Origin of the sequence: Pseudoalteromonas sp. CnMc7-15, assembly GCF_022347925.1 — a bacterium.
Taxonomy (GTDB): Bacteria; Pseudomonadota; Gammaproteobacteria; order Enterobacterales; family Alteromonadaceae; genus Pseudoalteromonas; species Pseudoalteromonas ruthenica.
Genome location: NZ_JAKRFT010000002.1, coordinates 668,520 through 681,251, shown reverse-complemented (window position 1 = coordinate 681,251; position 12,732 = coordinate 668,520). Strand labels below are relative to the sequence as shown.

Annotated in this window: 6 protein-coding genes; 2 read left to right on the top strand and 4 right to left on the bottom strand. The window is 49.4% G+C overall.

What is annotated here, in order from left to right:
• Nucleotides 1–255: 255 nt before the first annotated feature.
• Entirely contained in the window at nt 256–2,937 is a 2,682-nt protein-coding gene (locus MHM95_RS06865) for a TonB-dependent receptor (RefSeq protein ID WP_239384804.1), read from the bottom strand.
• Between the two features lie 128 nt (nt 2,938–3,065).
• On the opposite strand from MHM95_RS06865, the gene MHM95_RS06860 reads away from it, so the two are divergent.
• Complete coding sequence (locus MHM95_RS06860) at nt 3,066–5,087, top strand: transcriptional regulator (RefSeq protein WP_239384803.1); 2,022 nt, start codon at nt 3,066–3,068, stop codon at nt 5,085–5,087.
• On the opposite strand, the gene MHM95_RS06855 is transcribed toward MHM95_RS06860, so the two are convergent.
• Together MHM95_RS06855 and MHM95_RS06850 are read right to left on the bottom strand one after the other, a co-directional pair.
• The gene (locus MHM95_RS06855) at nt 5,084–6,412 is read right to left on the bottom strand and encodes a TonB family protein (RefSeq protein WP_239384802.1); all 1,329 of its coding nucleotides are present in this window, start codon (nt 6,410–6,412) and stop codon (nt 5,084–5,086) included. The two genes, MHM95_RS06860 and MHM95_RS06855, sit on opposite strands and share 4 nt — an antisense overlap.
• 269 nt (nt 6,413–6,681) lie before the next feature.
• Entirely contained in the window at nt 6,682–9,237 is a 2,556-nt protein-coding gene (locus tag MHM95_RS06850) for a TonB-dependent receptor (RefSeq protein ID WP_239384801.1), read from the bottom strand.
• A gap of 428 nt (nt 9,238–9,665) precedes the next feature.
• On the opposite strand from MHM95_RS06850, the gene MHM95_RS06845 reads away from it, so the two are divergent.
• Complete coding sequence (locus MHM95_RS06845) at nt 9,666–11,669, top strand: GAF domain-containing hybrid sensor histidine kinase/response regulator (RefSeq protein WP_239384800.1); 2,004 nt, start codon at nt 9,666–9,668, stop codon at nt 11,667–11,669.
• On the opposite strand, the gene MHM95_RS06840 is transcribed toward MHM95_RS06845, so the two are convergent.
• The gene (locus MHM95_RS06840; RefSeq protein ID WP_022943685.1) at nt 11,666–12,613 is read right to left on the bottom strand and encodes a LysR family transcriptional regulator; all 948 of its coding nucleotides are present in this window, start codon (nt 12,611–12,613) and stop codon (nt 11,666–11,668) included. The two genes, MHM95_RS06845 and MHM95_RS06840, sit on opposite strands and share 4 nt — an antisense overlap.
• Nucleotides 12,614–12,732 lie beyond the last annotated feature (119 nt).

The window sequence follows — 12,732 nt, the reverse complement described above, 5'->3', positions numbered from 1 at the left end:
TAGCTTTGGCTATTGTACAAAAGCAACAAGTGAAAGCCAGTGTTTGCGCTCAAGGTCACACTGGCTGCGATAAAAGGGCCCCATGCTGGAGCCCCTAAGGTTGGGATTGGGTTTACTATCTATGCAATGGCTAAAAACATTAGCGAGTACGATTGCGCACTCTCTTTATTAGTTATCTCTAAGACGCACTAAACGGCTAATAATTCCGTGTTTTACATACTATTACCCAAGTTGACAGAAAGTTACATTTTGCCTTTAAAATGTGTAGCGCAGGCCCGTGTAAAAACGCCGACCATTTTCGTAAATGCCAGTGGGCGCCAAGTGACTACGCTCATACAGGTAGGTGATTTCATTATTGAGATTGATCACATCTAGGTTCAGTTGTAATTGCTCGGTTAGATTGACGCGGACGCTGGCGTCAAGTTGGCCATAGTTATCCATGAAGGTTTCGCCTACGCCGGTGGCATAGCGGGTCCGGTAGTTGTAAGCCAAGCGAACATCAAACAATGGCTGTTGATAATAAACAGAAAAATTCACCGAATGCTTTGACGTCCCGGGGATGGCATTGAGTGTCCCCGCAGAGTGAGCTTCACGAGAGCCTTGTACATAAGTGTAATTGGCCAGCACCCCAAAGCCGTACCAAAACTCATGCTGTAATGCGAGTTCTGCACCGGTTATGGTGCCGCCCGCACCGTTGGTGGGCCTATCTATGGTCATCAAAATGCCCTCATGCTCCTCCTGTCGGCGCTCGAATTCAATAAACGAAGCAATGTCCTTTATAAACACGGTGCCAGAGAGCAAACCTATATCATTAAAATACCACTCTAAGGCGGCATCAAATTGATTGGCGCGATAAGGGTCAAGTTGTGGATTGCCGCCTTGGCCTTGCGCTTGGGTGACGTTGTAGTTGGTTGAGGGCATAAGGTGATGATACTGCGGACGAGACATCACTCGCGCCGCACCGAGGCGTAGCAGTAAGTTGTCACTTAAGTGGCTACTGAGGTTTAAGCTAGGTAAAAAATCCCAGTAACGGCGTCGGCTTTGTTGCCATTGCCCGAGTTGTACAGTACTGGCGTTTGCCACTGAGTGGGTTCGGCCCGAGTGGACTGGGCCGGCATAGGCCTCGGCTTGTTGCTCGGTGGCCACCAAGCGCACCCCCAGGTTCCCTTGCCAAGCGTCAGCCCCTATATGAAGCTGGGTATAACCGGCCAATGAACGCTCGTTAATTTCAAAGCGGCTGGGCCGCTCTTCGTACTGCTGAAAGTCAATACTACGATATTGCTTTGCCAGCGCTTGGGTATCGGCATAGGCGTAACGTTTCAAAGTATCGCTGCTGCCAATATGGCGTAAATAGTGCTCAGGGAAGGGCGCTGAAAATTGACTTAGACGCCAGCCTGAATCTCCGGCTAAACCAGTGTAGTCGCCGCCAATAGAGCGCCGACGAGTGAAGCTTCGTTGGTGGTCGCGGGCTTTGATACCCAGCTCTATTTTATTAATAACGCTATGATCCACCGCGCGAGTGATATCAATTTGGGTATACCACTGCTCATCTTCGGCATCCTGAGCGTCATTGCGAATGTCACTGAGTAACCACTGCTGTGCATCGGTGGCCGCTACCTCATATTCAGCGATGATGTTTTGTCGCTGGCGAGTGTCGACACGAAATGCGGTATTTGCCGAAAACTGTGTGGTGTGGTCTTCTCGTGTGCCACCACTGCCTCGACTCATGCCGAGTTGGTATTGAGCTTGCCATAACCCTCGCTGCCAGGTGGCTGTGAGGGTATTACTGGTGGTGGCGATGGCAGAATCTCTCCATATAGCTTCCATGGCGGTGTTAAACGGTTGCGAGCTGGGGTTATCTGCAGGCACTTGGGTATATGCGCCGTAGGCGAGCACATTATCGATAATATGATAATCACTGAGATGGCCACCGCGAGCATACACATTACTGGGTTGCCACAGGAAATTCTGATTGGTGTTATCGGCGTCCAAATGCGAGTACAAGGAGGTCAAAGCAAATCGCCAACGCGGATTGGGTACGTACTGCGCGGCAATCATCAAGGTATTTAGCTCCCGCTGTTGCTGAAATACGGCTGAGCCACCGCCCCCGGGTGACCAAAGCTGGATGCTTTGAGCCGGGTTTTGCTCTTCAAGCAAGGGGTATAAGCGTGTGCCTTGCTGGCTGAAATGGCGGTCATCCCAGCCCCAAGACTCCAGTCCATCGCGACGCACACTGCGCTGATTATGGGTATAACTCACGATGACGCCCAAGGTATGAGCGGGATTTTGCCATTCACTATGGAGCGTAAATTGAGGGTCGAAGGCGCGGCTAAGATCGTTATATTGCAGCTGCGCGGCGAGCACGGTCCTTGGCGCATAGTTATCTAGGGGAGAGGGGGTGGTGATATTAATGGCCCCCCCTAAAGAGCCTTCATCATGCTTAGCTTGTGGGGTTTTTAATACACTCACCGAGTGGACAATTTCGCTTGGTAACAGGGTAAAGTTGAAGCCGCGACTAGGTAGGCTGGAGATCCACCAATCGCTACTTGCTAGATATTGGCCGTTTAAATAAGTACGGTTTTGTTCAGCGGTGGTGCCGCGCACACCGATACGCTCACCTTCTCCTTGCGCTCTAAACAAGGAAATGCCGGTTAATCGTTGCAGGGCCTCGGCGACATTTTTATCTGGAAACTGGCCGATGTCTTCTGCATTGATCACTTCACTGACACCATCGTGATGACGTTTTTCACTGAGTGATTTGACAGCGCTGTCACGAAAGCCCCGAATTTCAATGGTTTCTAAGCCTTTGATGCTCACCTTAGTGCGCGAAGACTGGGTTTGTTGCTCGGCATATGCCAAAAAAGGGACGCTTAAGATGAAATAAAATGTTAATCTAGCGAAAGATAAATAACGACGACTGGGTGTTAGGGCACGCATCTTCAACCTCACCATGCTCAGTAAAATCAAGCTAAGCGACTAATAAAAGCGCAAAGTTGAGGTATCATATCGTGCTTGGCAATCATTAACCACTTTTTAACCTTGCGAACATTTTGAATAACCCGGCTGTGGCAAATCAATCATGTTATATCGGCGATATCCTTGTCGACTTTGCGGCCATGCGCGTGCGTCGCCAAGGTCGTTGGTATCCTTTGGAGGCAAAGCAATGTGCGCTGTTGCGGGTACTTGCCGAGCGTCCGGGCGAGGCCGTGAGTCGCGAGCATATTCTCAATGCGGTATGGGGCGATGTGGTGGTGAGCGATAACTCGTTGAGCCAATTGGTCACCCAGCTGCGCAAAAAGTTAGCCGATGATAAGGGGCAACCTCGATTTATTAGAACCGTCCCGCGCATTGGCTATCAACTTATTGCTGAGGTTACGCCTGTAACTATTCAGCGTTCTGCGTTTAATAAGCGGTTGCCTTGGCTCGGGGTAGCAGCACTGACACTGGCCCTTGTTATCCTGATGTGGGTGTGGCCGAAAGGCTCTTCAGTGCAGCTCTTTAGTGAACAATACCGGGCTTCCTCAGCTCCCGGTGGCGAGACCCATTTAACGCTTTCACATCATGGTCGTTATCTAGCCTATTCGCAACGTGCTAAAAATCGCCGACATTTTGATTTAATGATTTACGACACCCACAGCCATGCCCATCACAGCATTCGCACTTCAGGGTATAGTGAACAGGCGTTGGCCTTTTCCAAAGACGGTCACTGGCTGCTGTATGAGCGCCTTGATGCATTTGGCTGTGACTTACGTCTTTTACCGACATCGCAGCCCGTTGAGCTTTGGCGTCTAGCAAAAGACATCAGTTTAGGGCACTGTCAGCAACGAGTGGGAGGCAGCCCGGTGTTTTGGCCCAGTACCGACACGGTATGGCTATTTGAATGGCACCAAGGTGAGATTGCTCTGGTGACGTATCGCTTGCAATTGCAGGCCCGAGCGCACTTAACCCAGCGCCAGGTTATTGCTCAGCTGCCTAGCACAGTGGCGGCGTTAAGCCAGGATAATCAGTTGGCGTATGTGGTCAGCGAACGAAATCAGTTTCAGGTTTGGGTGCGACATATCGATAGCGGCTCACAGCAACAGTTGTTTACCTCCACTCACCCCATTCAAAGTCTTACCTGGTCTGAAAATGGGCTTTGGGTGGGTGCGCAAAAGCTGCATCTGGTTGCCTTAGATGGTGGGAAGCAAAGCTTTGGCGACACCGCTGCGTTAGGTCAGGATTTGAGTGTAAGTCATAGCGAAGCGGGCACGCGAGTGGTGCATAATGAGGGGAGTTTTGGAGTCAACCTTTTTGCCGCCACGTGGCGCTCTCCAGGGACGCTTCAATCAGCCCAGCTAAGTTCATCAACGCGCCTTGATGTGATCCCCACTTTGTCAGCCAATGGCGAGCAGCTGGCTTACGCCTCATATGCCAAAGCAGGCGATCCTAGGAACCTGCCCGTTGAAATTTGGCAAAAGCGCCAGCAGCAAAGCTCACCAAGCTTATTAGCTTCATTCCCTGCTAATACCCGCATTAAATCTATGCGTTACTCCCACGATGGTGACTACTTATTGATACACAATGTTGATAATAGCCTGTATTTACTGCATGTGTTCTCGCGCACGCTGGTACAGATAGTGGATCCCCAATATGGCCTGAAGATGGCGCAGTTTAGCGCCAATGATAAGCACATCCAGTATCATATCCGCGATGATGAAAACGTGCCATGGAAGGTATGGCAATATGATTTAGACTCTCGGGTGGCGTCCCCTAGCAGCGATAAGCTAGCGCCGCAAAATGAGCCTTTAGCAGTGTGGCAAGCACGTATTAGCGCCTTTATCCCCAGCGATGTGATTGCTGATTCAATGCGTATCTATCGACCGGCGATATTCAAAGGGGGCATTTATTATGTGATTCGCCAAGGGCATCAGCTGAGTTTGTATCGTTACACACACAATCCAAGGCAGAATACGTATATTGGCAAGCTTGGTTTTTATGGTTACGGCGCCGATGTATCGTTGTCTTTGGCGACATCCAGCGATGGCTCGCGTTTAGTGTACAACCAAGTTACTGACTTTGAGTACGATATCGTCATCAATACCCTTTAATCTTGATATGCAGCCTCAGACCAGCCTCGTGACTGTGCTTGTTGTCGGGCTTGCGACATAAGCTGCTGATAGGGTTGGCCGCGATGCTTATTAAATAGGGCCTGTGCCCACAATAAGTCAGGGTGCGTGTTGTCCTGTTGTTGTGCTTGGTTCAGCCAAAAAGTTATGTCTTGCTCAGCGCTTTTTGGCTCCTCAAGTAGTAGCTGCACCAAGTCAATCTGAGCGCGCAAATGACCTTGCTTGGCGCTGCGTTTGAGCCACATTTGGCGCTCGGAGTTGGTGGTGTGTAAGCTCATGGTCCATTGCGCAGCGCTCAGTTGATTGTTGGCGGCCACACGGAGCCAATTTAGGCCAATCTGGCGAGTGCGTGGATCGCTGTTGTTAAGCAATTTTTTTGCTAAGCGGTACTGCGCTTTAGCGTTGTTATTTTGCGCGCTGGCGCGCAATAAGGTGATGTTGGCATTGTTATCTGGCCAGTGCGCTTTAAGTAATTGACTGACATTGTACTGCTCAGAGCTGAGCCAAGTGGCAATGCGGTACTGAATGTCGCTTTGTCCTTGCTCTGCCGCCTCGACAAGCGCACTGATCTCTTCTGCATAAAGGCGTTGTTGGCTAGTGAAACTTTGTCGATAACGTTCACCTTTATGAGTATTGAAGTGATACAGCAAGGAACGTCCGCGACGGGCATTTTGGCTTTCGGGCGGGACATAACGCCAGCGCTTTAGCGCCGCAAGGACGCTTTCTTCAAACACATGGGGTGGGTAGGCATCAATAACCACGGTATTTTTTACCGCGCCACTGGCGTCAATATCGAACTCGGCCCAAACCCAGCCCTCTATGCCTTTTTCAATCGCATGGCTGGGGTAGTTAGGTTGTACTTGATAGGTCGTACTGAGCGTGGAGGTATTGCCAAGGTCACTGTTTTCGAACCCCAAGCGACGGTTATGCTCCCTAATATCGAATTGATGCGCCAACTGCGTGAAGATCTCGCTGTGCTCGGGGTTATGCTCTAATTGCTGCGCAATGAGGCGGGCATGGTTATCGGCTGCAGACAAGCCATAATCACCGGCTAACACAAAGTAACTAAAGGCTTTGTTAAGGTTTTGCTCACGGCCTTGGCCGTGTAAATTCATCACTGCTAAATTATAGAGTGCATCGACATTACCCAGCGTCGCTAGGGTTTTAAATTGCTGATACGCCTCAGTGTATTGTTGCGCTTGGTAGGCTTTGGTGGCACTAGCAAGATCGCCACGTACCGGCAGCGCATAACTGAGCGATACCAACAATATAACAAAGGTCGTTGAGGCGAGGTTAGTACGGCGCAATATAAGTAAAGCCTTTTAATATCAGCAACAAAGCGCTTCTTCTGGCGATTTAAAACGACTCAATTGTACAAACTAAGTGAAAAAAAAGCTAACAGCATATAATCATTGGCATCTTGCCAAAGAGCTATTAGCTTCCCCACTAGGGGATAAAGGCCCGTTGCCTATGGTCGTGGAGACGGCCTCCTTGGCGGGCCTGTGCTAGCCGCGCATGGCTGCTAACACCCTCAATACCAACGATAAGTGGCAGAGTTGATATTGAGGGGAAGGGGCTAAAATTTAAAGCGTACGCCGGCAGTAAATCGTCGGCCATCGGCATAGACCGAAGTCAGGGCTTGTTTTACATCCTCCTCCTGATAGCTAAACGTATGCTCATCGGTGAGGTTAATGGCTTCTAACACCACCGCGACGTTATCGTTAATGTTGTAGGTCAGATTGGCATCAATTTGACCATAATCATCGATGTAACCGGGCCAATCTCGGCCGGTGTCGTAACCGGTGCGATAGTTATATGAAATACGGCCACTAAAGTGTGCACTCTCGTAGTATGCGCTGAGGTTGATGGTGTGTTTTGAGTTACCAGGAATGGTGACATCGTCACCCTCATCATTTTTCGCCTCACCGTCGACATAGGTGTAGTTGGCACCGATGCCAAAACCTTGATATAACTCTTGCTGGTAGCCAAGTTCTAAGCCTTGAATGCGCCCAGCACGACCATTAACGGGGCGGCTAATTAATATCTCAACTCCTTCATGTACCTCTAAGTTGGGTGTGCTATCAATAAAGGATTGAATGTCTTTATAAAAGAACACGCCAGAGAGCAGCCCTGCTTCATTGAAGTACCACTCTAAGCCAGTATCAAACTGATCAGCGCGATAAGGGTCGAGATCAGGGTTCCCTCCGGTTCCGGTCTGGGTTTCCTTGTTATAGGAGGTGGCCGAGCTCAAATCTGCGTAATCCGGGCGCGACATCACTCGCGCTGCACTAAAGCGCATCAACAAGTCGTCATTCAGGTCGATAGCCAAGTTGATACTTGGGAGAATATCGAAATAGTCTTTATCTTGTTGTGTCCACACCTGTGCGCCTTCAGCACCTGCGTAGGCGCCCGAGTCTTGCTGTGTTTGAACTAAGCGTACTCCCAAGTTGCCGCGCATACCTTCGACATCAATCGTGGCTTTGACATAGCCTGCGGTTATTTTCTCGCTTATCTCAAAAGTACTGGCTTTTAGGACACGGTATTGCCAGTCTAGGGCATCGCCCTCGCGACGGACTTTGTCAGAGTCAGTAATGGCATAATTAGTGAGCGTACCGGGACTGCCTAAACCGTCAAGATAGTCACTGGGCATGGTGTTGGCATAGTCGCCAAGGTTCCAGCCCAGATCGGTACGCGCATCGGTGGTGTGTTTCGTATTAAAGCGCGTATGGTCGCGATACTTTACACCTAGTTTAATAGCGCTAAATACCGCTACATCAATAGGGCGTTCAAAATCGAATTGAATGTAGCTTTCGTCATCTTTGGCATCATTGCTGTCATAGCGTAAAAAACCTAAGTCCCAATTACGACCATCCGCTGGGTCGGCGCCATATTCAGTGCGTACATCCTCAACCTGACTGGTATTGAAACTATGCTGATAGTTACCCTCCCAGCCGACACTGCGGTCAGCTTGGCTACCGCCGCTGCCTTCGGTATAACCAAGGTGTACACTGCTTTTCCAAAGTACACCTTGGTGCACCACTTTTAAGTCATAAGAAAGGGTATCTATTTGCGAGTTACGCACCTTAGTTTCATCCAAGATATTATTGCCATCAGGAGATAACCCTAAGGTCCCAGCGACCAGCATATCGCCAACAACGGGGTGGTCGATGACCTCAGCATCAAGGTAGTTAGAGCCACCGTATCCGGGTAACCAAAGGAAGTTTTGGTTGGTGTTGTCGGCATCTAAGGTAAAATCTAAAGCGTTGAAACTGATGTCGAGCTCATCGGTGGGACGATATTGCAATGCCAGTGTGTAACCCGTGCGCACGCGTTCCTGGGTGAACATCGCTGAGCCGCCGCCTCCTGGGCTGTAGACATTGCTATAGGTATCGCCCGCTGCGGTGGTAATGTTTCTGTCTATCCAACTCCAAGCTTCGATACCATCGCGTCGAAGGTTGCGCTCTTGGCGAATTAACGACAATAGTGCACCGAAATTCTCTTGCTCATTTTTATAGTTGTACATTACCGATAGCTGCGGATCGGTCTCACCGGATACCTCGCTGTATTGCGCTAATGCCGAGCCGGCAATCTTGTGGGCGGGCAAGTCCAATGGTTTACGTGTTTTCACGATCACGGTGCCGCCAATAGAGCCTTCATCTAGGTCTGCTTCTGGCGATTTATACACTTCCAGCCCAGAAACAATCTCTGAGGGCAGCATGGTGTAATTAAAGCCACGACTGGGTGCTGAGTTGGTCCACCAATCGGCGGAGCCCACCGCTTGGCCGTTGAGCAACGTCCGGTTTTGGCTTTCTGGTGTACCGCGAATACTGACACGCTCGCCCTCACCGTAACTGCGAGTGATGGATACGCCAGTAATACGCTGCAGCGACTCGGCAACATTTTGGTCCGGAAATTTGCCAATATCTTCTGCGGTAACGGCATCGACGACCGCATTGGCATAGCGTTTGGTATTCATCGAGCGCACTACGCTGGAACGAATACCACGCACTTGAATCACTTCCATATCGCTGCTGGTGGCCTGCGGCTGTTGCGCTTGCACCGGTTTGCTAAACGACCCCGCAATGCAAGCAAGGCCAATGGCCCAAGCGACGGGTGTGAGTTGATGACTCATAAACTTTCCCCTTGGTGTTGTTGTGCTCCCTTGTGCTCGGCCTGTGGCGGCACACTGCCCGAAGGAGCGCATTTAGTTATTATTTGACTGCTACAAACACGACAAATGACAGCGTTATCATTTATCTGCCATCAACCTAGGTCGAGTACGCATTTTGAGTCTTGAATCACTATGAAAAGTTATGAATTACCGGGTTTTATTTTTTATCTCTATGATTATTAATTGTTTTTAGTTGAAGCTTATTTTGGGGTCCGGTAAATAAATTAAGTTTACTTATTCGTGGTTTGAGCGTTTTTCTATGTCTAGCTGCGAACAAAGGCTGAATTTTTACACTGAGGTAGATAATTCGGCTGTTATTGGTGATACTAGAGTGAGTACCCAGCGGGGATACTCCGCTATTTTTTCGCTTAATGCTGCTAAGGATTTGCGTGAGCACACTGGCTCGACTACATCAGATCACCTCAGATCAACAGCTCAGCTTCTTTGAAAAAGTGCATCGTTTAATGCGCTTTGGCCTTGATGAATTTGCACTGGATATCGCTATTGTCAGCCGAATTGATGGTAAAGACTACATTGTTGAGCATGTTATTACCCCTGATGATTCATTGGCTGTAGGAGCACATTTTAACCTCGGTGAAACCTACTGCACGCATACACTGCATGCCAAGTCCGCTTTGGCGTTTGAGCACGCAGGAAATAGCGATATCGCAACCCACCCTTGTTACATCAACTTCCAATTGGAAAGTTACATTGGTGCACCTATTGAGGTGGCGGGTCGAGTCTATGGCACCATCAACTTTTCCTCGCCAAATATTCACCATCAAGCGTTCACTCGTGAGCAGCTCGATTACGTGACCTTACTCGGCCAGTGGATAGGCATTGAGATAGCCAGGTATCAAGACATTCAAGCACTTAGACTGCAACATCAATCCCTTAAAGCCATGAGTGAGCTGGCGCTAATCGGTGCCTGGGAAGTCGACTTAGTGCGCGATAGCTTATATTGGTCAAAACAAACCAAAGTCATTCATGGTGTCGCAGATGATTTTCAACCGACCTTAAGTGAAGCGCTATCATTCTACGTGCCAATTGAGCGGGACAAAATTGAACAGCACATCAATCATGCAATTGCTGAGCACCAACCTTGGAGCTGTGAAGTTGCGTTGACTGCCCGAGATGGCCAACAAAAATGGGTGGCGATAAAGGGCAAACCAGAGTGTGAACAGGGTCAATGCGTGCGTATAAATGGTGCAATTCAAGATATCACAGATATTGTCAACACACGCCAGGCCCTCGCGCAGCAACGTGAGCAAGCTGAGCACCTATTAAGTACCCGCAGTGCCTTTTTAGCAAAAATCAGTCATGAACTGCGAACCCCCATCAATGGCATTAACGGCATGTTGCTAGCGATGCAGGGAGAGGAAGATTTACAGGTGATCTCACAGCGTGTTGAGCTTGCGCTCAGTGGTGCTGATACCTTAGTGCGCTTGGTCAATGATGTACTTGATTATTCGAAGATAGATGCAGGGCAGATGCACTTAGAGCATCAAGACCTGAATGTCGGGCTATTACTTAACGATGTGATCTCTGTCTATCAACCTTTGTGCGCGCAAAAAGGCATTACCCTGAACCATCGATTCGATGTCAGTAACGAGGCTTGGGTAAAAGCCGATGGCATGAGAATCAAACAAATCCTCACCAATTTGCTCAGTAATGCCCTTAAATTTACCCACCGAGGCAGTATTACCTTAAGTGCCCAACTTGCTGAAAGTAAGACAGGTTACACCTTGCAGGCCCAGGTTGTAGATACCGGTGTGGGCATGAATGAACAAGTACGAAAGGCATTGTTTACGCCTTTCACCCAAGGTGGTTCGCATATAGCTCGTGAATTTGGCGGCACTGGTCTGGGTTTGTCGATTGTCTATGAGCTGTGCCGGTTAATGGGTGGCCATGTTGAGGTTGAGAGCGAGCCCGACCAGGGCAGTCAGTTCGCCTTTACTATCAAGCTTGCGAAGGGCGAGCCGATTGCCACGCAGCTGCGAAGCCTGCCTGATACCCAAGGGATCAACCCTGATTTACGCATCTTAGTGGTTGATGATAATCAGATGAACCGCGTAGTGATGAAAGCGCTGTTAGGTAAACTGGGATTAGATGCCGATTTTGCCGAGCATGGCGAGCAAGCGGTGGAGTTGGTGGGTAACACGCAGGACGGGTATGACGTGGTCTTTATGGACTGCGTGATGCCAGTGCTAGATGGCTTTGGCGCTACGGCACAAATTCGCGGCAACGCAGATATAAAGCAGCCCCATATTATCGCGCTCACAGCCAATATTTCTGAGCTCGATAAAAAGCGTTGCTTGGAGGCGGGAATGGACAGCTTTATCGGTAAACCAGTTGGCTTTACGCAAATTACCGATGCATTACACGGGCGTTAACGGCCCTGATACAAGTTATCTAAGCCGGGAATATTACGCTCCCAACGTGGCACCCCTTCACCAATGTAATGGCGCACAGCATCAAGGAAAAGCCGTGTTCGCACCGGTAAATCACGGTGTGGGTACAAGGCGTACATGGCACTGTAATCGGGTAAAGTAATATGGGGCAGCAACGGCACTAATTTACCGCTCTTAATCTCGTCGTTAATTAAAAAAGCAGGCGCTAACACGTAGGCCGTATGCGAGAGCACTTTATCCAGCAATACCTCGCCATCATTGGCGCTGTAGACCGCATTGATCCCTTGTTCACACTGCTCACCCTGATCATTGATGTAGCTAATGGTATCGACGCGCTTGTGCGCGCTGTGATAAGTGGCCGCGGGCAGTTTACCCAACTCCTCCATACTTTGCGGCTCGCCATAGGCATTGACAAACTGCGGAGTAGCCAGCAATAACACGCGGTTACGAGCCAGTTTTCGAGCAATCAAAGATGAATCGCGGGGCTCACCTACGCGAAAGGCCAAGTCAAAGCCTTCAGAAACCATATCCACTAAGCGATCGTCCAAACGCATATCAATACTCACCTGCGGAAAGCGCTTTTGAAAATCATTGATCACCGGCTGTATGTAGCGTCGGCCCAAAATAGTGGAGGTGGTGATACGCAGCAAACCGCGTGGCTCCTGGTGGTAGTTTTCCGCCAATTGCACGGTGTCATTGAGCAGCAAGCGCAGTTCTTTGGCTTTTTTCACCATTTCTGCGCCCGCTGCCGTAAGCGAAAATGAACGAGTGGTTCTATTGAGCAATCGCACACCGAGCTCATCTTCGAGCTTACTAATTTGCTTTGAGATCACCGAGCGATCGATATTGCGCATCTCTGCGGCTTTAGAAAAAGAGCCTTGCTCAACCACTTCGAGCAGCATAATTAAACGGCTTGTGGTATCCATAGTGCGGCCTGCATGACAGTGCGATGATTTATTGGTGCCATTCTGGCATTAATGTTTTTATAAAACCACTATTTTTATCATCAATCGCTTTCCTTAGGATCGACAGTACTTTCGAACAA